We start from the raw sequence: 24,963 nt of genomic DNA on the forward strand, positions 1-24,963 counted from the left end.
ACCGCGTGTGATCCACGTGACGGCAACCCGGCCGTCACGTCCGCGTGAAGGAGGTCGCAGATGGCGCAGGGCTCGGTGAGGGAGGTGAAGCGACCGGAGCCGCCCGATCGCCGGGCCAGGTCCGCCGCCCCTGCCGCGGCGCTGTTGCGGCGAGGGAGGGGACGGCGGCGAGCGCCCGTCTGGTTCCTCGTACCCGCGCTGGGGCTGTACGCCTTCGTGGTGTTGCTTCCCAGTGCACAGGGCGCGATGTTCGCGTTCACCGACTGGGACGGACTCAGTCCCACCAGGGACTTCGCCGGCCTGGGCAATTTCCGCGAGATGCTGGAGGATCCGGCGGCGCGGGGGGCGCTGCGGCAGACGCTCATCATCGCCGTGGCGGTCACCGTCGTCCAGAACGCCGTGGGCCTGCTGCTGGCCCTGGGCGTGCACAGCACCATCAAGAGCCGGAACGTTCTCCGGGTCTTCCTGTTCGCCCCGGCGGTGATGACGCCGGTCGTCACGGCCGCGCTGTGGAAGTACATGCTGGCCCCGGAGGGCGCGCTCAACGGTCTGATCGCCGCGGTCGGCCCCGACTCGTGGCAGCGCAACTGGCTGGGAGACCCGACGCTGGCGCTGTGCAGTGTGATCGGCGTGATCGTCTGGCAGTTCGCCGGCTACTCGATGGTGATCTTCCTGGCCGGCCTCCAGAGCATTCCGCGGGAGGTGTACGAGGCCGCCTCGGTCGACGGCGCGTCCGGGTGGAGCCGGTTCCGGCACGTGGTGCTGCCGCTGCTGGCACCGGCGACGACGATCAATCTGATGCTGTCGATCATCGGCGGGCTGAAACTGTTCGACCAGGTCTGGGTCATGACGGGCGGGGGGCCGGGCACCTCCACCGAGACGCTGTCGACGCTGATCTACAAGAACGCCTTCCAGTTCAACGAGTACGCCTACAGCGTGGCGCTGGCGATCGTGCTGACGGTCTTCGTCGCGATCTTCTCCAGCGGCCAGTACGGCTTGCTGCGCCGCCAGGAAAGGGCGGTCCGGTGAACCGCTACCGTCCGCGCACCCTGCTCCGCGAGATCGCCATGATCGCGGTGACGGCGGTCATGGCGTTCCCGCTGTACGTCCTGGTCAACCTGTCGCTGAGGGATCCCCGGGACGGTTCCTCCATCGTCGTTCCCACGACGTCGCCGACGCTGCGCAACTACGCCGACGCCTGGCGGGAGGCGGGCCTGGCGGGCGCGATCGTCAACAGCGTCCTGGTGACGGTGCTCAGCGTGGCGATCATCGTGGTGGTGTCGGCCATGGCGGCCTTTCCGCTGGCGCGGGTGACGGCGTCCTGGTCCCGGTGGACGTTCCTGCTGGTGATGCTGGGGTTGCTGCTGCCGTTCCAGCTGGCGCTGCTGCCGCTGTACCAGACGATCCGGGACCTGCACCTGCTGGGCACGCTGTGGTCGCTGGTGCTGTTCTACAGCGGGTTGCAGGTGCCGTTCGCGACCTTCCTGTACGTGGGGTTCCTCCGCGTCGTTCCCCGCGAATTCGAGGAGGCCGCGCTCATCGACGGCGCCGGCCCGTTCCAGGTGTTCTGGCGGGTGGTGTTCCCGCTGCTGCGCCCCGTCACCGGCACCGTCGTCATCCTGAACGCCATCTTCGTCTGGAACGACTTCCTCACACCCTTCCTGTACCTCTCCGGAAGTGACCAGCAGACCATTCCCGTCGCCATCTTCGGCTTCATCGGCCAGTTCGTCTCGCAGTGGAATCTGGTGTTCGCCGGGCTGGTCATCGCGATGATCCCGATCCTGACCGTCTATTTCCTCATGCAGCGCCACATCATCAAGGGCTTCGCCGGGGGACTGAAAGGATGACCACCCTCTTGCCGAACGCAGAGTCGCTCACCCAGGACGGCCTGACCCCGTACGGGCTCACCTGCGAGATGGTGCAGACGCCGCTGGGCCTGGACGAGCCGTCGCCCCGCCTGTCGTGGAAGCTCCGGTCGTCCCGCCGGGGCGACGCCCAGACCTCCTACCGGATCACCGCGGCGCTGGACCGCCGGGATCTGGACGACGCGGAACGGCTCATCTGGGACACCGGCCGGCGGGAGTCGGCCGACGGGGTCCTGGTCCCCTATGACGGGCCGCCGCTGCAATCCTCCACCCGCTACCACTGGCGGGTCGAGGTGTGGGACGCCGGAGGGGCCGCGGCCGGCCGCGCGGACTCGTGGTTCGAGACCGGTCTGCTGCACCCCGGCGAATGGCGCGCCGCGTGGATCGGGCGTGACGCCGAGACCGCGACCGTCATGGACCCGCCCGACGACGAGGACCGCACCGACCGCACCCGGCACCTGCTTCCGTGCTCCCACCTGCGGCGTTCCTTCGACCTGGGCGATCGGCGGCCGGTGCGGGCGCGGATCTACGCCAGTGCCCGCGGCGTCTACGAGCTGCGGCTGAACGGCCGGCGCGTCGGTGACGCCGAGCTGGCACCGGGCTGGACCGAGTACGACCGGCGCATCCTGTACCAGACCTACGACGTGAGCGAACTGCTCGAAGAGGGCGAGAACGTCCTGGGGGCGGTCCTGGCGGACGGCTGGTGGAGCGGGTTCGTCGGGTTCGACTCGCGCCACCAGGCCCAGCACTACGGCAAGGCGCCGCAGGTGATCGTGCAGGTCCTGCTGGACCACGCCGACGGTTCCCGGCGCTGGATCGTCTCCGATGACCGCTGGCGAGAACGCACCGGAGCGATCACGTACGCGGACCTGCTGATGGGAGAGTGCGTCGACGCCCGCGACGATCTTCCGGGCTGGGACCGTCCCGGTCACGACGGCACCGGATGGAACGCGGCCGCCGTACTCGACCGGGACACCGGCGTCCTCCGGGCGGCGCCCGACGAGCCGGTGCGGGTGACCGAGGACGTGCCCGCCCGCTCGGTGGTCCGCCGTCCCGGCGGGCACCACATCGTCGACCTGGGGCAGAACATGGTCGGCCGGGTGCGGCTGACCGTCCGCGGTGCCGAACGGGGGCGGCGCGTCAGGCTGAGGCATGCCGAGATGCTCGCCGACGGCGAGCTGTACCTGGCGAACCTGCGAACCGCCGAGGCGACCGACGTCTACGTCGCCGCCGGGAATTCGGTGGAGGTGTTCGAGCCGCGGTTCACCTTCCACGGGTTCCGGTACGTGGAGGTGTCCGGTTACCCGGGCGAGCTGCGCCCCGACGACGTCGTGGGAAGGGTGCTGCACAGCGACACCCCGCTGACCGGGGAGTTCGAATGCTCCGACGAGACCGTCAACCGGCTGCACGCCAACATCCGCTGGGGCCAGCGCGGCAACTTCGTCGCCGTCCCCACCGACTGCCCGCAGCGCGACGAGCGCCTCGGCTGGCTCGCCGACGCGCAGGTCTTCCTGCCGACCGCCTGCCGCAACGCCGACGTGGGAGCGTTCTTCGCCCGCTGGATGCGCGATGTCGTCGACGCCCAGGACGCCGACGGCGCGTTCCCCGATGTCGCGCCCAAACTGTGCATCGAGCGAGGGGGCGCCCCCGCGTGGGGCGACGGCGGCGTCATCATCCCCTGGCACCTGTACCGGGCCTACGGTGACCGCCGGGTCCTGGAACGCTCGTACGCCGCGATGACCGCCTGGGTCGGCCACGTGCACCGCCACAATCCCGACCTGGTGTGGCGGCATCGGGTGGGCAATCATTACGGCGACTGGCTCCAGGTGGACGCCGAGACCCCGCGCGAGGTGCTGGCCACCGCCTACTTCGCCCGCAGTACGCAGATCGTCGCCCATGCCGCCCGGACCCTCGGGAGGGACGCCGACGCCGAACGCTTCGGCGCCCTGCACGAGGCCGTGCGCGACGCGTTCGTCGGCAACTTCGTCGACACCGGCACGGGACGTTTCGGGGGCGAGGCCCGCGTCGCCGGCGGAACCCAGACCGGCTACCTGCTCGCGCTCGCCTTCGGTCTGATGCCCGAACGGCTGGTGCCGGCCGCCGTCGCCCACCTGGCCGCCGACATCGAGGCCCGCGGGCACCACCTCACCACCGGCTTCGTCGGGGTCTCGCTGCTGTGCCCCGTCCTCGCCGAGCACGGCCGCGCCGACCTGGCGTACGCGCTGCTGCACCAGGACACCTATCCGTCCTGGGCCTACTCGATCCGGCACGGCGCCACCACGATCTGGGAGCGCTGGGACGGCTGGACCGAGGAGCACGGGTTCCAATCACCGGCGATGAACTCGTTCAACCACTACAGTCTCGGCTCCGTCGGCGACTGGCTGTACGGCGGCGTCGCAGGCATCGACCAGCACCCGGACTCCGTCGCTTACCGGCATCTGCTGCTGCGCCCGAACGTCGGCGGACGGCTCACCTGGGCCCGCGCCCGCCAGGAGACCCCGCTGGGCACCGCCGCCTGCGGCTGGTCGCTCCATCCCGCTTCCGGACCCCTGGACCTGCGCGTCGAGGTCACCGTGCCGCCCGGAGCCCAGGCCACCCTGCACATTCCCACGGCCGATCCTCGAAGCGTCCACGAAAGCCGGGGAGGGCTGCCTGAACGCGGCGTCGACATCGTCGGCAGCCTTCCCGAGGAACTCGTCGTGCGCCTGGACTCCGGCACCTACCACTTCAGCGCCGCGGCTCCGCGACGCTGACCCGCCCGCCCCGCTTCCGTCGTTCTCCGTCCACCCCCTGTCACCCCCCGAGGAGGACTCCGCATGAGTCCCGTCCCCCGGCTCACGGCCGCTTTGGCCGCGGGCGTTCTCGTCACCGGCGCGTGCAGCAGCGGCGTCGACTCCTCCGGCGGCTCGGACGCCCTGCGGATCGCCGCGGTGGCCACCGACCGCGCCGGTACCGAGGCCGTCATCAAGGCGTTCAAGGCCAAGAACCCCGGTACGGAGTTCACCACCTCCTACTCCGACACCGACCAGTACCAGGGCACCCTGCGCACGCAGCTGTCCTCGGGAACCGCGCCCGACGTGTTCTTCGCCTGGCCCGGCAACGGCAACCCCGGCGCCATCGAGGTGCTGGCCCCCACCGGCTACCTCGCCGACCTGTCCGGACGCTCCTGGGCCACCCGGATCCCACCCGGGATCAAACCGGTCACCCAGGTCGGCGGCAAGACCTACGTCGTCCCGCTGACGTTCGTCGGCATCGGCGGGCTCTACAGCAAGAAGGCCATGGACGAGGTGGGCGCCGAGCCGCCGACGACCTGGCGCGAGCTGCTGGCCTTCTGCGACACCGCCAAGTCCAAGCGCAAGGTCGCCTTCGCCCTCGGCAACCAGACCGACTGGGTCACCCAGCTCGTCGACTACGCCCTCGTCCCCACCACCGTCCACGCCACCGACCCGTCCTTCGACCAGAAGATGAGGTCCGGGGCGGCCACGTTCGCCGGCTCGGGCTGGAAGACCGCCATGGACAAGTACCTGGAGATGAACGAGCGCGGCTGCTTCTCCAAGGACCCCCTGGGCACCTCGTTCGAGACCTCGGTGTCGCAACTGGCCAAGGGCGACGCGGTCGCGGCGATCCAGGTCACCTCCACACTCAGCCAGGTCAAGTCCGAAGCCCCGCAGGGCGCCGAGTTCGGCCTCTTCCCCGTCCCGGCCACCGACGACGCCGCCCAGACCCGCATGCCCGGCGCCGCCGGCGGCGCCTTCGCCATGAACGCCAAGGCGAAGAACCCCGAGCTGGCCACCAGGTTCATCGACTTCCTGGCCACCCCGGAAGGCATGAACGCCTACGCCTCGGCGACCGGCAACCTGCCCAGCATCCCCAACGACCAGTTCAAGCTCGACCCCACCCTGCAGCCGCTGGTCGACTTCCAGAAGGCCGGCAAGACCGTCCCGTTCATGGACCAGTTCTGGCCCAACCCCAAGGTGCAGCAGGCCCACTTCACCGGCGTCCAGAACATGTTCGCCGGCAAGGCCGACCCGGACGCCGTCCTGCGCCAGATGGACGACGCGTACAAGGAGAAGTAAGCAGCGATCGCGTTCCGCTCCGGCGTGCGTGCCGGAGCGGAACGCTCGCCCGCTGATCCGCGGCGCTTCCCGTAGAGCGCTCCCATGGTCGTCGCCCGGAGCGCCGCGCCCGCTTGCCCGCGAACGCCTCTGAACGCCGCCGTGCCTCGCCGCCCCTCCAGACGCGACCACCGCACGGCGGAGAGCGGTCGCCCGGCCGAGGCCCCTATCGCCCGGATGAAAGGAGTCCCCATGTCATCCACCAGACGCTCCAGACGCTCCAGACGCGCTCTGACCGCGACCGGCACCGCGATGCTCGTGGTCATGTCGTTGTGCGGGAGTGCTTCCGCCGCTCAAGGCCGGGACGGCGCCGTCGAGGCCGTCCACCTCGGCGTGGACGGACGCTACGACTCCCCGCGGGGGCTGGACAACCCGCGTCCCACCCTGAGCTGGCAGATGGCCGAGACCGCTCAGGCCAGGGCACACCCCTGTCACCGGCCGGGCGCGAAGACCGCCTGCCCGGGCGACCGGCAGACCGCCTTCGAGGTCCAGGCGGCCGGGAGCGTACAGAAGCTCAGGGCCGGTGACCTGATCTGGCGGACCGGCCGGATCAGCGGCGCCCAGCAGCGCGTCGTGTTCGGCGGGGAGCTGCGCTCCCGCGACACGGTCGCCTGGCGGGTACGGGTCTGGGACGCCGACCGTCGCCCCTCCCGATGGTCGGCCCCGGCCACCTGGTCGATGGGCCTCCTCCAGCAGGGCGACTGGGGCGCCGCCCGATGGATCGACTATCCCGACCGCACCGAGAACCAGCCCATGCCCGTCTTCGCCCGCCCGTTCGACGTGCCGCGCGGAAAGAAGATCGCAGACGCCCGCCTCTACCTGTCGGGCGTCGGCCTGCACCACGCCACGGTCAACGGCAGGGAACTGACCGACGAGGTACTGGCGCCCGGCAACTCCAACTACCAGCTCTCCAGCGAGTACCGCACCTACGACGTCACCAAGGCCCTGCGGACCGGTGGCAACACCATCGGCGTGGAACTCGGCAACGGACCCGCCTACGTGCGCCGCAGCGTCACCAATCCCTCCGTGGGACGCACCTCGCCCTACTCCTGGTGGCAGAGCCAGCTCAAGGGCAACGGCACGCTGGCCGCCCAGGCCGCCGCCGGAGCCACCACGGTCAAGCTCGACGGCGTGACCGGGTACCACGTCGGCGGCACCATCAACATCGACACCGGCGACGGCGGCGACCGCCTCGAATCCCGGAGGATCACCGCCATCGGCACCGCCGGAGCCGACGGGACGGGCATCACCTTCACCCCCGCGCTCTCGAGCGCGCACGCGGCCGGCGCCAAGGTCACCGGCTCGGGCAACAACATCGCGGCCAGCGACGCCTCCGCCGGAGCGGCGGTGACGCCCCGCTTCATCGGCCGCATGGAGATCACCTACAGCGACGGCGGCACGAACGTCATCGTCACCGACCGGACCTGGCGTACCGCCCTGGGGCCCCTGGTCACCGACGCCTGGTACTCGGGCTCGGACTACGACGCCCGCCGCGAGCAGCCCGGATGGAACCTGCCCGGCGCGGACCTGACCCCGTCCGCCAGGCGGCGCGACGGCACGGCCATGGGATGGACCAGCGCGGGCATCGCCCCGCCGCCCAACCTCGCGACCAGGCTGGTCGCGCGGACCGCCGAGCCGATCGTCGTCCAGGAGAGGCTGACCCCGGTCAAGATGACCAATCCCGCCCCGGGCACCTGGGTGTTCGACTTCGGCCAGAACATCGTCGGCTGGCCCGAACTCGACCTGGGCCGGCTTCCCGCCGGCACGACGGTCAAGGTGGCCCCGGCCGAGTCCCTCAACGCCGACGGGACCGTGAACCAGGCCTCCCTCATGGGCGGCGGCGGATCCCGCGGCACCGACCTGTTCAACACCTACACCGCCCACGGCGGCCGGCAGGGCGAATCCTGGCACCCCGACTTCAACTACTTCGGCATGCAATGGGTGCAGGTCACCGGGCTGCCCGACGGCCACGAGCCGACCCGCGACCTCGTCACCGGCGTCCGCCTGCAAGCCGACACCCCCGCCGCGAGCACGTTCACCAGCTCCAACGCGCGCATCAACCGCATCCACAAGATGTCGCGCTACTCCATCGCCGGCAACATGATGTCGGTCTTCACCGACTGCCCCGGCCGCGAGAAGCTCTCGTACCCGGCCGACTACACCATGCCGATGGGCGCCATCCACCGCAACTTCGAACTCGCCGCCTACATGCGCACCACCATGCGGCACCTCGTCGAAGGCCAGTCGATCGCCGACACCCCCATGGCCGGGAACGTGGCGCTCAAGACCCCCGTGTACGACTGGGGCTACTCCGGCCGTTTCGGCGACGAGATCAACTGGGGCAACGCCATCGTCCTGGTGCCGTCCTTCCTGTACGAGCTGTACGGCGACACCCAGACGATGACCACCTACTACGACCAGATGGTCAAGTACATCGACTACATCCGGCGCGAGAAGGTCGGCACCGGCGCCGACGAGCACATCGTCAACGCCGCACTGGCCGACTGGGTCGCCGCCGACCAGACCTCGGGCCGCATCACCGGTACCTGGGGTTACCACCTCATGATCAGCAAGATGGCCCGCATGGCCGAACTGACCGGCCACGCCGCCGACGCCCGCGAGTACCGGCAGCTGGCCTCCGACATCAAGCAGGCGTTCAACAAGGCGTTCTTCAACGACTCGCTCGGCCGCTACACCGCCACCGGCAACGCCGGCTCCGAAGGAGCCACCCAGACCGCCCAGGCCCTGGCCCTGGACGCCGGCCTCGTACCCGACGACAAGCGCGAGAGCGTCCTGGACGCCCTGGTCGAACTCGTCTACGCGTTCCATCCCAACGGCGACGGCCCGCACTTCAGCGGCGGCACCATCGGCATGGCCCCCACCGTCCGCGCCCTGGCCGAAGGTGACCGCGACGACGTCCTCTGGGATCTCCTCCAGGAGGACGACCAGCCCGGCTACGGCTTCTTCATGGAGTCCACCACCGCCAACCCCGGCGGCATGACCACCATCGGCGAACGCTGGACCCGGGGCGACTCCAAGAACCACATGATCCTCGCCCAGATCGAGGAGTGGTTCCAGTCCCACCTGGCCGGCATCCGCCCGGCCGACGGTGCCACTGCCTACGACAAACTGATCATCCAGCCCAAGCCCGTGGGGGACCTGCGCTACGTCAAGGGCGACTACAATACTCCCCAGGGCCCCGCCCGCAGCGCCTGGACCAAGTCCGGCGACCGGTTCGAACTGCAGATCACCGTCCCGGCCAACACCGTCGCCGAAGTGCGGGTGCCCACCGAGGGACACGACAAGGTTCAGGCACCGGCCAGAGCGACGTTCCTGCGGAACGAAGGCAAGTACGCCATCTACTCGGTGCCGTCAGGGCGATTCACCTTCACCGCGACGAACGGCTGATAGGGAGCACCATTACGGCACGCGATGAAGCACCGTAACGCGGAAGGCGACCGCCACCTCTAGAAGACCGGCGGTCGTGAAATGGGGATCAGGCCGACCGGCAGCACGCTGCACACGCACTGCTGCCGGTCGGCTTTGACCGTAGAGGGCCGCCGCCCCGGGGCCGGGCAGGGCGGCCGGGCCGGGACCGGCCCCCAGGCCGCACGCCCGGCCCGGACGGGCCGCGCTTGATCCCGGGGAACCGAATTCGGCAGGGCCTCGGCAGTGCGATCCGGGCAGAATCGGTTCCATGACGAACCTGGCCGACAGGCAGATACCCGAGTACCTCGACCATGTCGGCCCCGGGTGGCACGGCATCCTGATGCGGACCCACGCCGAACTCATCGCCGTGCTGCCGAACTACCAGGTGGCTCAGATCAAGGAGAAGTTCGGCATGCCGGACGTCAACCTGAGCGTCTACGTCGACCCTGTCACCGGCGAATTCGGCATCACCCGTGAACTCGGCGCTCAGGTCAGGGCGATCCTGATGGCCGCCCGGGACGAGTCCCGTCGCACCTGCGAGGTCTGCGGCGAGCCGGGCAGCGAGACCGGCCGGGCGTGGATCAAGACGCTCTGCCCCGACCACGCCCAGCCGTCCTAGAGCGGATCAACGACTCGATCAAGGCCCTCCCCGTCCGTCACGGCAGCCGCTCGACGGCGCGGTGGTGGACGGACGGGGGCGGTACGGCCGGGATGGCGCTGGCGTGAGGGGAGCGGATGGAACCGCTGTTGGCGGGAGACCCGGAGCGGGTCGGGCCTTTTACGGTGTGGGGCCGTCTGGGTGAGGGCGGGATGGGACGGGTGTTCCTGGGGCAGTCACCGAGCGGGCGTGCGGTGGCGGTGAAGCTGGTGCATCCGCATCTGGCGCGGCAGGCCGAGTTCCGGCGCCGTTTCGAACGGGAGGTGGCGGCGGCGCGGGCCGTGAGCGGTGCGTTCACCGCCCCGGTCGTGGGGGCCGATGCCGCGGGCGACCCGCCGTGGATCGCGACGAGCTACGTTCCGGGACCGAACCTGCTGGAGGCGATCGCCGTGGGCGGGCCGCTGCCGCCGGAGTCGGTCTGGCCGCTGCTCATCGGTCTGGTCGAGGCGTTGCAGGACATCCATGCGGCGGGGCTGCTGCACCGCGACCTGAAACCGTCGAACGTGCTGCTGGCCATGGACGGCCCGCGGCTGATCGATTTCGGTATCGCGCGCGCGATGGACTCGACCACGCTGACCGCCACCGGGACGGTGATGGGCACGCCCGGTTTCATGTCGCCCGAACAGGCCGAGGGCGCACAGATGGGGCAGGCCAGTGATGTGTTCGCCTTGGGAGCGGTGGTCGCCTTCGCGGCCACCGGGAACCCGCCGTTCGGCGAGGGCCCTCCGCTGGCGATCCTTCATCGCATCGTCGCCGGCGACCCGAACCTGGAGGGGCTGGACGGCCCGGTCCGCGACCTGGTCATGTCCTGCCTGGCCAAGGCCCCCGCCGGCCGCCCCACCCTGACGCGGCTCATCGAACAGATCACCGCCCATTGGAGCCCGCCCGAAATCTTCCCGAGCACCTCACCGTGGCCGGGGAAGATCGCCGCGCTCATCCACAAGGGCACCCCGTCCACGATTCCGGTGGTTCACACACCGACCAGACTCTTCACCAACCCCCCGCAGCCTTCTTCCGGCTCCACCGAAACAGAGGCGCCGCAGGCCGAGCAGCACCGCCGCCGAGAACACGCCCACTCGACCACGGACACCACGGGGCCGCAGAAGGAAGCGTGGTCAACGGCGCAGGTCGCCGACTACCTGGCACGGCCGCGGGAGCGCATCCACCCCGACGACCTCGCCGCCCTCGCATCGCACGCCCACCACATCGGAGATGCCGGTGACGCGGGGGAGGCGGCGCGGCTGATGGCCCGGGTCGCCGCCGACCGGGAACGAATCCTCGGACGAGACCACCCCGACACCTTGGACTCCCGCCATTGGCATGCCCGTTTCGTCGGTGATGCCGGTGACGCCGGGGAGGCTGCGCGGTTGATGTCCGAGGTCGCCACCGACCGGGAACGGGCGCTGGGGCCGGATCACGAGGAGACCTTGAGGTCCCGCGACTGGCATGCCTGGTTGACAGGCCAGGCCGGTGACCTGGGGGAAGGGGCGCGGCTGATGGCCCGGCTCGCCGCCGACCAGGAACGGGTGCTCGGAGCCGACCATTCCGACACCTTCAAGTCCCGCGACTGGCACGCCCGCTTCGTCGGCGAATCCGGTGATGCGGGGGAGGCGGCCCGGCTGATGGCTCAGCTCGCCCACGACCGGGAACGGGTGCTCGGAGCGGATCACCCCGACGTCCTGAACGCCCGCGACTGGCACGCCTGGTTCGTCGGCCAGGTGGGTGACGCCGGGGAGGCGGCGCGGGTGAGAGCGCAGCTCGCCGCCGACCAGGAACGGGTGCTCGGAGCAGATCACACGGACACCTTGAAGTCCCGCTATTGGCATGCCTGGTTCGTCGGCGAATCCGGTGATCCGACGGAGGCGGCGCGGCTGATGGCCCGGGTCGCCGCCGACCGGGAACGAATCCTCGGACGAGACCACCCCGAGCTCCTGAGCACCCGCTACTGGCACGCGCGTTTCGTCGGTGATGCTGGTGACGCGGCGGAGGGCGCGCGGCTGATGGCCCAGGTCGCCACGGACCAGGAACGGGTGCTCGGAGCAGACCACGACGAGACCTTGCATTCCCGCCATTGGCATGCGCGTTTCGCCTGTGGCACTGATGTGGGCGAGGCCGCGCGGTTGATGTCCGGGGTCGCCGCCGACCGGGAACGGGTGCTCGGGCCGGATCACGAGGAGACCTTGAGGTCCCGCGACTGGCATGCCTGGTTCGTTGGTGAATCCGGTGATGCGGGGGAGGCGGCGCGGTTGTGGGCCCGGCTCGCCGCCGACCAGGAACGGGTGCTCGGGGGAGATCACCCCGAGACCTTGAAGTCCCGCTACTGGCATGCGCGTTTCGTCGGTGATGCTGATGTCGGGGAGGCGGCGCGGTTGATGGCCCAGGTCGCCGCCGACCGGGAACGGGTGCTCGGAGCGGACCACCCCGACGTCCTGAACGCCCGCGACTGGCACGCCTGGTTCGCCGGCCAGGCGGAGAGCCGCTGACGGTCACCCGTCCCGGACGACGTTCCAGGACGGCGAGATAAGGTCGTCCGTCCGGCGGCTGCCGAAGGTCCTCCGCCAGAGGCTCGGCAGCTCCGTGAGGACGCCGTACGCGGTGGGTGCCGTGCTCGCCGTCCGGGCGCCTGGTCCCCTCAGCTCACCGCTCGTCTCCGGTGGCGTCGGGAGCGTAGTGCTGCGTCGCGAACGCGACGGCCGCGGCGAGGTCGTCGTCGCCGGTTCCCCAGGCGGTCTGGACGGCGGCGCCCCACGCCTGGCAGCTGCGGGTCGCGAACTCCTTCAGCTCGGGCGTGTCCTCCAAGGCCGCCGGGTCGAACGCGGTGTCGTGGAGATACAGGTCGAGGCCGAGCAGCGTGAGGTCCCAGCCGCCGCCGATCCCGATCGTGCCGCCGGGACCGTGGGCGCGCACCAGCTCGTCGACGATCTCGGCGGGCGAGGCGTGCTCCAGCTCCAGGACGGTGCCGCCGTCCGGGCCGGGCGCGGGCGCCAGGCGCACCTCGACCTCGGTGACCATGCCCTCTCCGAAACCCCAGGTCACCTTGATCAGTTCGGGCCTGTCGCAGCGCAGGATCACCCCGCCGGCGTTGCCCTTGAGCTGGAAACTGCCGCCGGGCCGCAGATCCCCGTCGATCGGGGCCAGCCACCGGCCGATCCGGTCGGCCTCGGTGCAGGCGCTCCACACGTCCTCGATGTCGGCGTCGTAGACGCGGCGAAGCAGCAGCGACCGCCCCGCGCCCGAGGCGACCGGCCGGTCGCCGATCTCCCGGTGGATGGCGTTGATCTGGTCGATGATGTCGATCACGTGTCCTCCTCGTTCTTCTCGTTGTCCGGAGACGGCCGGCCGCCCGCGGGGGGCGTCGTCCCGGCCGCGCTCTCGTCTCGTTCACCGCGCTCCCGCTTGCCGCGAGCGAGTTCGGTCCCCAGGGCGTCCAGGCGCTGGTTCCAGAACCCGCGGAAACGCTCCAGCCAGATGTCGACCTCCTGCAGCGGCGCCGAGTCGACGGCGTACAGGCGCCGCGTGCCGTCCGCGCGGACGGTCGCGAACCCGGACTCGCGCAGCACCTTCAGGTGTTGCGAGACGGCCGGTTGCGAGATCCCGAACTCCGCCCTGATGGCATCGCTGACCGCGCCGGCGGTCTGCTCTCCGTCGGCGAGCAACTCCAGGATCCGGCGTCTCACGGGATCGCCCAACACATCGAACGCTTGCACGACCCGACTATTTCAGTGATGACTTATATAAGTCAAGCGTGAAAAAGTGGTTTCCGGTGGTGCCGTCCCTGCCACTCGCCGCATCTCCTGCTTCAAGGAGCGTTCGCACGGTGGCCGCGCGTGCGGCGGGTCCGCTGGCCGGTGCGGCGCTGAACCAGGTCGCGCACGGGTACGCGGCGTGCGGCGTGGCTCCCCTCGTTCTGGCATCCCGGACCCGGCTCGCCGTCCGCGGCGTCGGCGACCCGGGCATCTGGGGCCCGCAAGAGCCCATGGGTGTGAGGGGGCGGTCAGAGCTCGACCGCCCGCCGTGCGAGCCGGGCCCGCAGGCCCTTGCGGAAGCGCCGGGACGCGCCCGGCAGCGCGGCCAGCGGAAGGATCTCGTCAGGTTCGAGTTCGGTGCGTTCGGCGAGCCGGAGCCCGGCGGCGTACGGGCGGTTCCCCGGAGTGCCGAGCCTGGCCGTGACCTCGCCGAGAACGGCCAGCAGAACGTCCCGGCCGGCACGGGGGTGCCCGGCGATCAGGGCGAGCAGCCGGTTGTCGTTCCAGGCACTGTCCCGCTGGGAGCAGAGCCGCAGTAGGACGTCAGGCGGTGTGTTCGGGTGGACGGCGACGGCCTGCCAGACGAACGAATAGGGGCTGCCGGCGAGATGTCGCAGCAGGTCCGCGCCGGTCTCCGGGGCCCTCGCCAGCGCCAGGTAATCGGCGGGCGAGTGGAGGCGACGCGGCGGCATCCGTTCATTGTGTCCGGACGGCGCCCCACCGGGCGTCCGTCAGGCGTGGATGCCTGCCTTCACGAAGCCGAACCGGCGGAGAGGGCCGCCATACCACCATCAAATACCGGATTATTGGTTGCATACCGGAAACAGCAGGACACTCGTCAGGCATGATGCGGTATTCGTAGCCAAATCGTTCGTTGTCGGGCTATCCAGGCAAGCCTTACGAGTGGCAAGATCCGGCTGACATTTCAACCGGTGCTTGGTGGATCCCCCGGACCATTTGGCCGCCGCTGATTAATCAGCGCAGCGTCGGATCCACCTCGTCCGCCGGCACCTCAACGGAGGCATCGCATGTATACGACGCTGATGGGCGTGGCCGCAGGAACCGCGCTCATTGTGCTTGTGCTGCTCGGAGTGGAACTGCACAAGGGCAAGGTGACCACTTTCGGCGGATGGGCGCTGGGGCTGGCCGTACCGGGCCTGCTGCTCACGGTGACCGGCCTGCACATGACCCTCACCCAGTCCATCAAGCTGGAGGGTGAGGTCTTCAAGAACTCGATCTTCGGTGAGCTTTCGGCGGCCTTCGGCGTACTGGCCTTGGCGGCGGCCTTCTATCTGTGGCGGAGGGGCGAGCCGCTGCTGGCCAGGCCCGACCTGGTGGATCACCTGTACGTCATCGCCCGGCCGGTGTCGATCATGGTGTTCGGCCTTGGCCTGGGATTGCTGGCCTGCACCATCGGCGCCTTCGACTACCAGATCTTCGCCACGGCGCCCCAGGCGGAGCCGATCATGGGAACGTGGCCGAAGTGGCTGGTCAACACCGGTCTGAGCTCCTTGCTCGCGCTGCCGGCCGTGGGCGCGCTGCTGGCACCGGTCGCGATCTGGCGCGCGAATCGCCGCCTGCTCGGCATCGCCGGCGTCGCGTTCTTCGCGGCCGGTGTGGGCTGGGTCCTGACCGGCGCGCTCGTCTACTACACGCACATCGCGATGGACTTCAACCTCCGGGCCGGCTGAGCCGTACGGGACCTCCGGCCCCTGCCGCCTTCAGGGCGTGACGGGGCCGGCGGGCGTGTTGAGAAGGGCCTGCACCTCCTGCGCGCCTGAGTCGCCGAGTTCCTCGTAGAGCCGGACGGCACGGCTCCAGCCTTCGCGGGCCGCGGCCGTGTCGCCGGACCTGCGGAGCAGGTGACCGAGGGGGACCAGGGCCATTGCCTCGCAGCGCTGGTCGCCAAATTCCTGGAAGGCCGCCGCCGCCTGGCGGAGTAGGGCGATGGCCTCGTCGTCGGCGCCCCGGTCCCCGAGCGCGTCGGCCAGCGGCAGCCGTCCCCAGGCCACCGACCACAGATCGTTGATCTCCTGGAGGATGGCCACGGCCGCGCGCCCCTCGGTTTCGGCTCTGCTGAGGTCACCCAATGCGCGGGCGCACTTGCCCAGGCTGAGCAGGGACATGGCTTCGCCGCGGCGATCGCCGATCTCCCTGAACACAGCGAGCGCGGACTCGAAATGGCCCACGGCTTCACGGTGGTCGCCCTGCTCTTCCCGCAGAAGCCCGAGCCCGCGGGTGGCGAAACCGGCGAGCCAGCCCACCGAGATCTCACGACCGATGCGCGCTGCCTCAAGGTAGTGCTCCGGGGCGTCGTCGAGGTTGCCCGCGCGCCAGGCGGAGTCCGCGAGGAGCAGGAGGTTCGCGGCCTCACCGAGACGGTCGCCCAGGGCGCGGGCGGCCTCCAGGCCCGTCTTGTGATTGCCGTCCATCTCGGACCAGTGGGAACGCAGCTCGAAGAGCCCAGTGGTCACGAAGGCCAGTTTCCAGCAGAGTTCGTACTGTCCCACCTCGTGGGCCTGGTGCAGGGCGGCCAGAAGATTGAGCCGCTCGGCGTCGAACCAGCGCAGCGCCTCAGGGCCGTCGGTGAACCCGTCACGGAGGTGGAGGCCGTCCGCTGGGACGAGCGGGACTTCCGGGAAGTTGGGAAGGACCGCCCGCCGCGCACGATCGGCCATCAGCAGGTACCAGCCCAGCATCCGTTGCGTGGCCTGAGTGCGAGCCGACTGGGAGTCCTCCGCCTGGGTGCGTTCCAGCGCGTAGGACCTCAGAAGGTCGTGCATCCGGAAGCGGTTCGCCTCGTGTTCCTGGAGGAGATGGACGTCGGTGAGGGCGCGCAGTCGCTTCCTGATGGCCGGGATCTCGGCACCGGCCAGTGCCGCTGCGGCCTCGGTGCTGATCTCGGCGCTTGCGTGCAGGCCCAGGAGGCGGAACGTCGCTTGGAGTTCTGGGGTCAACGCCTGGTAGGACCACGAGAAGATCGCACGGGTGTCGGCCAGGTCGTCGTCATCGATGGCGAGCGCGTCCAGGCGCCTCTGTTCCCCGGTGAGTTCCTCGATGACTTCGGAGAGGGATGCCATCGGCCGGGCGGCGGTGCGCTCACCGACGATCCGCAGGGTGAGGGGCAAATGCCCGCACAGTTCGGCGATGCGACGAGCTTCGGCCGGCTCGGCGTCCACCCGTTCCTGCCCGATCAGGGCCGCCAAGAGCCGCACTGAGTCAACGGGCGGGAGAACGTGCAGGCTCATCCGTACCGCTTCCTCCCCAGTGCGATGTCCAGGGACATCGAACGGGGCGACGCGTTCAGCCCGTTCGTTGCCTTGCGGCGAGTTGTCGCCGTAGGCGGCCTCGAGAGCGCAACTCGCCGCAAGTCAACGTGCGCATCCGCACCCGGTGAACCATGTTGATCATTCCATGGGCCATCGATCCGGTCGGCTGGACACCTGGGGTGCGAACGTGAGTGCCGCGTGCCGAGGCCATCGGGAGGCGAAGAGTTCGTCATCATGACGCGCGACATGCTACTGAGCGTGTAAGCCGCAGGTGCTCACAGAGTTAACCGAGCTTCTGTGCCGGATCAGCCCGAAGATGAGTACGAACGCATGGCGCCCGGTGCGAGTAAGGCGGGCCCGGTCGATCAGCAGAATCACAGATGGAGGGCTGGCCGCAGTACGGTCAGGGTGCTCCACCGCTATCAGCGCAAGCCTCTTGGATGATCGATCGCATGCGCGCCGGCACACGCACCACTTTTTCGTTCTCTGCGATGGGGCTCCGGGCCGCGATTTCGGCGAGTTCGCGGGCATCGGTGACTTCCCAACCTTGGAACAGAAGGTCTCCCGTGTCCCCGTCAACCCAGACCGATGGGCAGTTGCCGCCTCCAGTAGCCGGGTCGATGCCGATGAACCGGAGCGCCATGCATCCTCCAGAATACGAAGATCGCGATCACTTGTCCTGACGATCACCCGATATGACCAGGGAGTCAAGTGCTCTTGGAGGAAAGAGGGCAACGGTGTGGCGTCAGGGCTGGTCACTCAATGTGATTCAGCGGTCGGCCCGCGAGGGCGGCAACAAGCCGAGCCCCGAGGTCGTGGCAACCTCGGGGCCCGGTGAAGGATTGCGTTCAGGCGAGGTCAGGCTCGCCGTTCTTGATCCGTTGGATGAGTCCGTGCCACTCGGCGGTGGGAAGGGCCAGCTTGGGACCGTCAGGGTCCTTGGAGTCACGTACTTCGATCAAGGGGAAGCAGTTGGCCACCTCAACACAGTCACCGCCGCTGTGGCCGCTGTAGCTGCTCTTACGCCATCGAGGGGTGGGTGTTCTCTGCACGGTTTCCTTGGAGAGCGAGGGTGTCCGGTCAGATGCCAGGCGGGGCGCTGCTCTTGATGTGCTGGGTGAGGGAGCGCCAGTCGCCGTGGGCGAGGGTGAGGCTGGGGCCGTCGGGGTCTTTGGAGTCTCGTATGGCGATCATGGGGGAGAGGTGGGCCACCTCGACGCAGTCTCCGCCTTCGTGGCCGCTGTGGCTGCTCTTGCGCCATCGAATGATCGGTTCGACGTTCATAGGCTCTCCATTACGGCGGTAAGCAAGGCCCGTGACTCTTCCACAGACCGTGCGTGGCCTCTGATCATGTCCCACCGTACGGCATAATCGGCAACGCGGGGAGGGTGCTCGATAAGCATGCCCGCTCCGGCTGACTCTGTGTAAGCGGCCTGTGAACCATCCTTATAACCAAGAATGGTGAAGCTGCCTGTGAGGCCAGGGTGGTAGCCGACGCCATGAGGTACTACTTGAACCATGGTGCTCGGATGATCGCTAAAGTCGATCAGATGCTGAAGTTGCTCCCGCATGATCGCAGGGCCGCCGATGACACGCCGTAGGGCTGATTCATCTATCGTGAACCAGGTGTGAGGTGCATTGTCCTGTGTGAGGATGGACTGCCTCTTGAGTCGTTGCTGGACGAGATCTTCCTTGTCTTGCTGGTCACGTCCACCCATTACTGCCCGAATGTAACCCTCGGTTTGAAACAGGCCATTGACGAGTAGCGCGCTGTAGACGCGGATGGAGTTGGCCCTCTTCTCGCGTTCGGCGTACTCGGGGAATCCTGGCGGCAGGGTCGTCTGGAGTTCGATGTCGTTGGCGAGCTTCCAGAGGCGGTGGAAGAGGCCGCCGGTCTTGAAGTAGGTGTCCAGGTCATGGGCGCTCTGCTCGGAGATCTTCTTGCCGCCTTCCATGACGCTGATCCATTGGGGTGTGCAGCCGAGGGAGTCGGCCAGTTGCTTTCCCGTGAGTCCGGCTTCGTCGCGCCTTCTGCGGAGTTCGGTGCCGAAGAAGGTGCGGGCCGGGTTGTCGGTGGTGGTGGCCATGAAAACCTCCGAGGGGGATCGGGGATGCTCGGTTGAGTTGATCGATTGCCGATTGAGCGGGGGTCGTCAACGGCTACTTTCGGAGGGTAACCGCATCCTGTGAGGCTGGTCACAGACTTGCCGGCGAATGTTTCTCGCCTATCGCCGGAAAACGGGCCAAAGGGCCAGAAAAACGGGAGGCGGTATGTCATTGCTTTTGCCTGGATGGCATTGCGAGGCACGCGAACACGGCCTCGTCGCTCAGCGGCTCGGCCCGCTCACCGACTACCAGCTCCTCAACGGGTGCCTTCCGGAGATCGCGGCCACGAACGAGAGCGAGCTGTGGCTGCTGCGCGACGCGCAGGCGCGCCTGGCCGAGCGGGTCGCCGTCGCGGAGGCGGTGAGGACGCGGTCATGAACGAGCCCGGCAACCCCGCGATGTACGTCTACGGACGCCTCGCCGCGCTCGGCCTGTGTCTCCAGGCTTACGGCTTCACCGTCGAGCACGTCGCCGGCGGTCTCGTCGTCCGCAATCCCAGCGCCCCGCGACGGCGCTTCGACCAGCCGGTGGTGGGCGACACGATCAGATGCCTGCCCCGGGCGGACGACGGCGGCCGGTACTGGTTCTTCACGTCCTGGCGGCAGCCGATCGCCGAGGCGGAACGGGTTGCCGACGCCTGGGCCGTGATCGGCGGTTATCTCGGGACGCCCCGATGAACGATCCTCTCATCTGGGAACTGGAACAGGCCGCGTACCTCCACAGGCTGCGGGCCGAGTTCCCCGACTTCGGGATCGTGGCCGACTTCCGCCGCCCGATCTGGATCGCCGTACGTGGCAGGTACCTGTTCGTCAAAGCCGACAACGGCGTCACGCTCCGCGAGCATCTGCTGCGAATCTCTCGGCAGTGAAGTGACGGGCGTCTACTCCGCGGCTTTCCCTATTCTCACGAGTCGATCTCGTAGCGGTACCAGCGTCGCTCGTCGCCGGCCTCACGCAGCCACAGCTTGCCGTCGCGGCCGATCACCCCACGCCCCCAGTCCGACGGGAGGCGGCCGCCTGGCAGCACCAGGTTCTCGCGCCCCGTCTCGACAACGCCTTCGTCCTCGCGGCGGGCCCGGTGGATTCGCCAGTGGACACGGCCTTGCCGGAAGAAGGCGATTTCGCGGCCGGACACCGCCAGGCCACTGCCCCCGGCGACAGGGTTCGGTGTGACGGCCCGGATGCCGCGTGCGTCGAGTTCGATCAGCGGGAAGTCGGCGTAGGGGCAGGTATGGACCACTTCGCGTCCGACGTTGAGTGAGTAGCAGTCCCACAGACCGCCGCCGGGAGCATCGCTCCCCGGCATCCACAGCCGGCTGCCGTCCTCGTCCCAGCAGGCGAGGCCGATCATGAATCCGTAGGAGCGGGTGCCGTCGGGGTTGGGGAACCAGTAGCTCGACTGGTCGGAATAGCTGGACCAGATGTCGCCCCGGGCGTCGGTCACGAGTTGCTTGATGGCGTCCCCGGCATAGAACGCCGACCGGGGCGCCCCGTCGGCGTCGAAGACCCGGATGTTGGTGGTCAGGTGCAGTTCGTCCTCACCGATCGGTTCCGCCCGGCGATCGAGGGGGATCCCGGTCGGTTCGCAGGAGGACGCGGCCAGCACGACGCCGTCGCCAAGGGCGTCGATGCGGTTGAACCACAGGTCGAGACCGGCCAGCGGGATCTGGTGAATCTCGGATCCGGCGCAGACGACGGCGGTCGCGTCATAGCGCGGCGCCGTCCCGGGGCGGGAGTTCCACGGAAACCCGGCGAGATCTTGGCCGGGCTCGGCGACCAGTGCGATCAGCCGGCCGCGGTGGTCGATGGTCGAGGCCAGGACCTCGTGGCGGGCATAGCGCTCGGGGAGGGCCGCATGGAGCGCGAGGCGGCGGTCAGCGGCCATGGGCCTTTCGGGTCGTCATGGCACCAATGATCACATGCTGCCTCGCGGCATGTCTTCCTTGCCGCGGTTTTCAGCGGAGGCGGAGGGCGAGGAAGAAGTCGACGCGGTCCTCCAGGCGGGACAGGTCGCGGCCGGTGAGGTCCTCGATGCGCTGGATGCGGTAGCGGACCGAGTTGACGTGCAGGTGGAGCCGTTCGGCGCAGCGCGTCCAGGAGCCGGACTGCTGGAGGAACGTCTCCAGGGTGCGGACGAGGTCGGCCTTGTGCTCCTCGTCGTAGGTGACGAGGGGGTCCAGGAGGCGTTCCCTGAACATCTGCCGTACGTCGTCGGGGACGCTCGCCAGGAGCAGGACGTGGGTGGCCAGCTCGTCGTGGCCGACCACGCGCACCGGGCCGGTACGGGCGGTGGCGAGGCGGCGGGCGTAGCGGGCCTCCTCGACGGCGCCGCGGAGCTCGCCCGCGGCGGCGGGTTTGCTCACGCCCGCGGCGAGGTCCGGGAGGCCGGGGGAGAGGACGGACAGGGCGTCGCGCAGAGCGGGGGCGAGGTCCGGGGCGGACGGGACCAGGGCGATGGCCTCGTCGCCGAGCAGCCCGATCAGGGGGCGGCCGGGGAGGACCTCGGCCAGGACGGTGCGCAGCTCGCCGGGGCGGAGGCCGCCGCCGGCGGTGGCGGACACGGCGGTGAACGGGACGTCCGGGTCCAGGCCGGTGAGCCTGAGGTGCGGCAGGACGTCGTCGGTGCCGGAGGCGGCCAGGCGGACCAGTTCCTGGGAGAGCCGTCCCTCGGCGCTCAGCCGGTCGTCCTGGCGGGCGCGTTCCAGGGCGACGATCGCGGCCAGCTCGTCGGTGAGGGCGCGGCGCTCGGCGGGCCACGCGGTCCAGTCGCCCGCGCAGGCGATGAACCAGTCGGCCACCCGCGAGGTGGTCTCCGCGGCGACGGGCAGGAGCGAGAGGTCGGGGCCGGGGAGCCGGTGCGGGAGGCGGGGGGCGGCGAGGAACTCGCCGGCCAGCGCGGCCGGGTCGGCGTCCAGGGGGTGGGTGCCCGCGATCAGGCGGCCGGTGGGCGTGAGGACCCAGCAGCGCATGCCCAGGTCGCGGCTCAGCAGGTCCAGGAGGGGGTCCAGCCCGGTGCCGTGGGTGAGCCCGGCGATCAGCTGCCGGTGGCGGTCCAGGACGGCGCCGAGGTCGGCGGCGCGGGCGGTGGACAGGTGCCGGACGACGTGCTCGGTGACCGTCGCGAACGCCACGTCCTCGGGGACCTCGAAGAGCGGGAGGTGATTGCGGCGGCAGGCCGCGACCAGGTCGGGGGGAAGGCTGCCGCGGATGACGTCCCCGGCGGCCAGGCCGGAGACCCCCGCGCGGGCCAGCGCGCGGACGAACGCCTCCGAGTCGCCCGGTCCCGTCCACCAGACCAGCCCGGTCAGGACCAGCTCGCCGCCGCTGAGGTAGCGGCCGGGGTCGAGCAGGTCGGTGGTGACGACCCAGCGGATGTCGCGGTCCAGGCCGTCCTCGCCCGTGACGGCGCGCAGCCGCAGCTCGGGCATCGTGAGCAGGGCGCGCAGCTTCACCGGTCCCTCCTCCCTGTCTCCCACGGCCATCATGGGCCACCGGTGCGGTCGCCCCGGTCGACTGCGGCGACTCTCTGTGACGTGCCGTGAAAACGGCTGTGTATGTCTGGTTTCACAGCCGATACGCTGGCGAAACACGGGCCCCGTTTACTTCGCCCATGATCGATGATGAGGGATCCGTTCCCGCCGAGGGCCGCGCCGGCCCCGACATGCCGATGGACGACTGCGGGCGTCCCGTCCCCAGGTCCCTGCTCGGCAGGCGGGCCATGATCACCGCCGCGGCGGCCGCGGTGGCGGTGCCGACCGTGTTCGGAGGGGCGGCCTCCGCCGCGCCCGTGCCCGCCAAGCCCGGACGCAGGCCGCACCGCGGGCACTACCTGATCAAGGGCGGGGCGCTGGTCTCGGTGGACCCGGGGATCGGGACGGTGCCGCGGGCCGACGTCGAGATCCGGGACGGCCGGATCGTGCAGGTCGGGCCCCGGTTGAAGGTGCGCGGCGCGGAGGTGATCGACGCGTCCCGCATGATCGTCATGCCGGGATTCGTGGAGTCGCACTACCACATGTGGAGCGCCCTCGGCCGGAACTTCGTCTCCGAGGGGTTCGAGTACTTCGCGGCCAAGTCCGCCACCGTCGCGGCCTACCAGCCGGGCGACTTCTACCACAGCGTCCTGCTCGGACTGGCCGAGTGCGCCGGTGCGGGGATCACCACGGTCAACAACTGGTCCCACAACGTCCGCGGGCCCGCCTACGCCGACGCCGAACTCGCCGCCCACCGCGACGGCCTCCTCCGCGCCCGGTACTCCTACGGTCACCGGGACGGCCAGCCGGCCGCGCAGCCGATCGACTTCGCCGACATCGACCGGGTGCGCAAGCAGTGGTTCGGCGGCGCGTCCCCGTTCGAGGGCCTGGTGGAGCTGGGTGTGAACCTGCGCGGCCCGGGGCAGATGGGGACGTTCCTGGCCGAGATGGAGCAGGTCAAGGCGCGCGGGCTGAAGGTGTCGGTGCACTCGGGGCAGGGGCCGACCACGGCCGTGCACGCCGCCGACCTGGAGCGGATGGGCTTCCTGGGCCCGGACTTCCTGCTGTGCCACGCGCTGCCGTTCGACGAGGCCGACCGGCAGGCGATGGTCCGCACCAAGGCCCCGGTGAGCTTCTCCGTCCATTCGGAGCTGCGGCTGGGCACCGCGGGCGGGTTCCACGGCCAGCTGCTGCGCATGGCCGCCGCGGGGATCACGATCTCGCTGTCGTTCGACGCCTCGTCGCTGGCGCCGATCAACATGTTCGAGTCGATGAACGTGGCGTGGAACCTCGGCATCCCGTGGATCGGCTCCGACACCGCCGCCCTGCCGCCGCTCGTGTTCAAGCAGATCATCGAGATGGCCACGCTCAACGGGGCGCGCGCCCTCGGCCTGGAGAAGGTGACCGGGTCGATCACGCCGGGCAAGCGCGCCGACGTCCTCCTCATCCGCCAGGACGACCTGAACATGGCGCCCGCCTGCGACATCGAGTCGGCGGTGGTCCGCTCGGCCACCCCGGCGAACGTGGACACCGTGTTCGTCGACGGGCGGCTGGTCAAGCGGGACGGGAGGCTGACCGCCTACGACGTCCGGGGGATCGTGCGGAACGCCGCCGCGTCCGCGCACGCCGTCCGGACCCGGGCCGGAGGGCGGCTCACCCCGCCCACGGCGACCCCGCCGAAGTTCTGACGCTTGGAGCAACGCACGAAAAGGACCCGGTCCCCGGGGCGGTAGTTCGGACGTCCTGTCACTCGACCCGGCTGGGAACGACTGTGTGTACTTCAGGGAGGTGATCGGAGGTGCACGTGGCCCTGGACGGGTTCAACGCGCTGGCCGCGGCGGACGCCGAGGCCGGCCTGCTGGCCTGCTGCGCGTCGCGCCGGTGGGCGGCCGGGGTCGCGGCGGGACGGCCGTACGCGGACGCGGAGGCGCTGCGGTCGGCCTCCGACGCCTTCCTGGCCGCCCTGGACTGGGCGGACGTCGAGGAGGCCCTCGCGGCGCACCCCCGGATCGGGGAACGGGCGCGGGGCGCGGGCCGCGAGGCGTCCTGGTCCAGGGGCGAGCAGTCCGGGATGGACGCGGCGGAGGCCGCCGTGCGTGAATCGCTCGCGGCGGGGAACCGGCGGTACGAGGAGCGGTTCGGCCACGTCTTCCTCATCTGCGCGACCGGGCTCGGCGCCGGGGACATGCTCGCCGCGCTGGAGAGGCGGCTCGGCAACGACGCCGCGGCCGAGCGGGCGGTCGTCCGGGAGGAACTGGGCAAGATCGTCCGGCTGCGCCTGGACAAGATGCTGCGGGGGAGTTGAC

The 24,963-nt window shown here is 69.9% G+C and carries 23 protein-coding genes; 13 read left to right on the plus strand and 10 right to left on the minus strand.

Annotated elements, in window-relative coordinates:
• Nucleotides 1-60: 60 nt before the first annotated feature.
• The 7 genes from IW256_RS08290 to IW256_RS08320 all read left to right on the plus strand — a co-directional run bounded on the left by IW256_RS08290 (nucleotide 61) and on the right by IW256_RS08320 (nucleotide 12,550).
• A complete protein-coding gene (locus tag IW256_RS08290) occupies nucleotides 61-1,029 on the plus strand; it encodes a carbohydrate ABC transporter permease (RefSeq protein WP_197010389.1) in 969 nt (322 codons plus the stop codon).
• Nucleotides 1,026-1,847, plus strand: a complete 822-nt coding sequence (locus IW256_RS08295) for a carbohydrate ABC transporter permease (protein ID WP_197010390.1) — start codon at nucleotides 1,026-1,028, stop codon at nucleotides 1,845-1,847. Before IW256_RS08290 ends, IW256_RS08295 begins: the two co-directional genes overlap by 4 nt.
• Nucleotides 1,844-4,618, plus strand: coding sequence for an alpha-L-rhamnosidase (locus IW256_RS08300; RefSeq protein ID WP_197010391.1), 2,775 nt, complete (start codon nucleotides 1,844-1,846; stop codon nucleotides 4,616-4,618). The genes IW256_RS08295 and IW256_RS08300 overlap by 4 nt, the downstream gene beginning before the upstream one ends.
• A gap of 63 nt (nucleotides 4,619-4,681) precedes the next feature.
• Nucleotides 4,682-5,941, plus strand: a complete 1,260-nt coding sequence (locus IW256_RS08305) for an ABC transporter substrate-binding protein (RefSeq protein ID WP_197010392.1) — start codon at nucleotides 4,682-4,684, stop codon at nucleotides 5,939-5,941.
• Between the two features lie 231 nt (nucleotides 5,942-6,172).
• Entirely contained in the window at nucleotides 6,173-9,388 is a 3,216-nt protein-coding gene (locus tag IW256_RS08310) for an alpha-L-rhamnosidase (protein WP_197010393.1), read from the plus strand.
• Between the two features lie 289 nt (nucleotides 9,389-9,677).
• Nucleotides 9,678-10,028, plus strand: coding sequence for a hypothetical protein (locus IW256_RS08315; RefSeq protein WP_197010394.1), 351 nt, complete (start codon nucleotides 9,678-9,680; stop codon nucleotides 10,026-10,028).
• A 116-nt stretch (nucleotides 10,029-10,144) separates the two neighbouring features.
• Complete coding sequence (locus IW256_RS08320) at nucleotides 10,145-12,550, plus strand: serine/threonine-protein kinase (RefSeq protein WP_197010395.1); 2,406 nt, start codon at nucleotides 10,145-10,147, stop codon at nucleotides 12,548-12,550.
• A gap of 154 nt (nucleotides 12,551-12,704) precedes the next feature.
• On the opposite strand, the gene IW256_RS08325 is transcribed toward IW256_RS08320, so the two are convergent.
• The 3 genes from IW256_RS08325 to IW256_RS08335 all read right to left on the minus strand — a co-directional run bounded on the left by IW256_RS08325 (nucleotide 12,705) and on the right by IW256_RS08335 (nucleotide 14,505).
• Entirely contained in the window at nucleotides 12,705-13,367 is a 663-nt protein-coding gene (locus IW256_RS08325; protein ID WP_197010396.1) for an SRPBCC domain-containing protein, read from the minus strand.
• Nucleotides 13,364-13,744, minus strand: a complete 381-nt coding sequence (locus IW256_RS08330; RefSeq protein ID WP_420535396.1) for an ArsR/SmtB family transcription factor — start codon at nucleotides 13,742-13,744, stop codon at nucleotides 13,364-13,366. The genes IW256_RS08325 and IW256_RS08330 overlap by 4 nt, the downstream gene beginning before the upstream one ends.
• A gap of 317 nt (nucleotides 13,745-14,061) precedes the next feature.
• Nucleotides 14,062-14,505, minus strand: coding sequence for a hypothetical protein (locus tag IW256_RS08335; protein ID WP_197010398.1), 444 nt, complete (start codon nucleotides 14,503-14,505; stop codon nucleotides 14,062-14,064).
• A gap of 336 nt (nucleotides 14,506-14,841) precedes the next feature.
• On the opposite strand from IW256_RS08335, the gene IW256_RS08340 reads away from it, so the two are divergent.
• Nucleotides 14,842-15,504, plus strand: a complete 663-nt coding sequence (locus IW256_RS08340) for a DUF981 family protein (RefSeq protein ID WP_197010399.1) — start codon at nucleotides 14,842-14,844, stop codon at nucleotides 15,502-15,504.
• Nucleotides 15,505-15,534: 30 nt separating this feature from the next.
• Here IW256_RS08340 and IW256_RS08345 read toward each other — a convergent pair whose 3' ends face one another.
• The 5 genes from IW256_RS08345 to IW256_RS08365 all read right to left on the minus strand — a co-directional run bounded on the left by IW256_RS08345 (nucleotide 15,535) and on the right by IW256_RS08365 (nucleotide 19,169).
• On the minus strand, nucleotides 15,535-17,061 hold the full coding sequence (locus tag IW256_RS08345; protein ID WP_197010400.1) for a tetratricopeptide repeat protein: 1,527 nt from the start codon (nucleotides 17,059-17,061) through the stop codon (nucleotides 15,535-15,537).
• A 424-nt stretch (nucleotides 17,062-17,485) separates the two neighbouring features.
• Entirely contained in the window at nucleotides 17,486-17,725 is a 240-nt protein-coding gene (locus IW256_RS08350) for a hypothetical protein (protein ID WP_197010401.1), read from the minus strand.
• Nucleotides 17,726-17,930: 205 nt separating this feature from the next.
• On the minus strand, nucleotides 17,931-18,134 hold the full coding sequence (locus IW256_RS08355) for a DUF397 domain-containing protein (protein ID WP_197010402.1): 204 nt from the start codon (nucleotides 18,132-18,134) through the stop codon (nucleotides 17,931-17,933).
• 28 nt (nucleotides 18,135-18,162) lie between these two features.
• Nucleotides 18,163-18,366, minus strand: a complete 204-nt coding sequence (locus IW256_RS08360; protein ID WP_197010403.1) for a DUF397 domain-containing protein — start codon at nucleotides 18,364-18,366, stop codon at nucleotides 18,163-18,165.
• On the minus strand, nucleotides 18,363-19,169 hold the full coding sequence (locus IW256_RS08365) for a helix-turn-helix domain-containing protein (RefSeq protein WP_197010404.1): 807 nt from the start codon (nucleotides 19,167-19,169) through the stop codon (nucleotides 18,363-18,365). The genes IW256_RS08360 and IW256_RS08365 overlap by 4 nt, the downstream gene beginning before the upstream one ends.
• A gap of 184 nt (nucleotides 19,170-19,353) precedes the next feature.
• Between IW256_RS08365 and IW256_RS08370 the strand changes: the two genes are divergently transcribed.
• From IW256_RS08370 to IW256_RS08380, 3 genes are read left to right on the plus strand one after another with little or no spacing between them, the layout of a single operon-like run.
• Nucleotides 19,354-19,566, plus strand: coding sequence for a hypothetical protein (locus IW256_RS08370; RefSeq protein WP_197010405.1), 213 nt, complete (start codon nucleotides 19,354-19,356; stop codon nucleotides 19,564-19,566).
• Nucleotides 19,563-19,865, plus strand: a complete 303-nt coding sequence (locus IW256_RS08375; protein ID WP_197010406.1) for a hypothetical protein — start codon at nucleotides 19,563-19,565, stop codon at nucleotides 19,863-19,865. The genes IW256_RS08370 and IW256_RS08375 overlap by 4 nt, the downstream gene beginning before the upstream one ends.
• On the plus strand, nucleotides 19,862-20,056 hold the full coding sequence (locus IW256_RS08380; RefSeq protein ID WP_197010407.1) for a hypothetical protein: 195 nt from the start codon (nucleotides 19,862-19,864) through the stop codon (nucleotides 20,054-20,056). Before IW256_RS08375 ends, IW256_RS08380 begins: the two co-directional genes overlap by 4 nt.
• 35 nt (nucleotides 20,057-20,091) lie before the next feature.
• Here IW256_RS08380 and IW256_RS08385 read toward each other — a convergent pair whose 3' ends face one another.
• Both IW256_RS08385 and IW256_RS08390 read right to left on the minus strand, forming a co-directional pair.
• Entirely contained in the window at nucleotides 20,092-21,072 is a 981-nt protein-coding gene (locus tag IW256_RS08385) for a hypothetical protein (RefSeq protein WP_197010408.1), read from the minus strand.
• Nucleotides 21,073-21,142: 70 nt separating this feature from the next.
• On the minus strand, nucleotides 21,143-22,639 hold the full coding sequence (locus tag IW256_RS08390; RefSeq protein WP_197010409.1) for a PucR family transcriptional regulator: 1,497 nt from the start codon (nucleotides 22,637-22,639) through the stop codon (nucleotides 21,143-21,145).
• A gap of 158 nt (nucleotides 22,640-22,797) precedes the next feature.
• On the opposite strand from IW256_RS08390, the gene IW256_RS08395 reads away from it, so the two are divergent.
• The gene (locus tag IW256_RS08395; protein ID WP_197010410.1) at nucleotides 22,798-24,345 is read left to right on the plus strand and encodes an amidohydrolase family protein; all 1,548 of its coding nucleotides are present in this window, start codon (nucleotides 22,798-22,800) and stop codon (nucleotides 24,343-24,345) included.
• 110 nt (nucleotides 24,346-24,455) lie between these two features.
• Entirely contained in the window at nucleotides 24,456-24,962 is a 507-nt protein-coding gene (gene uraD, locus IW256_RS08400) for a 2-oxo-4-hydroxy-4-carboxy-5-ureidoimidazoline decarboxylase (protein ID WP_307828798.1), read from the plus strand.
• Nucleotide 24,963 lies beyond the last annotated feature (1 nt).

The organism is Actinomadura viridis (assembly GCF_015751755.1).
GTDB classification, from domain to species: domain Bacteria; phylum Actinomycetota; class Actinomycetes; order Streptosporangiales; family Streptosporangiaceae; genus Spirillospora; species Spirillospora viridis.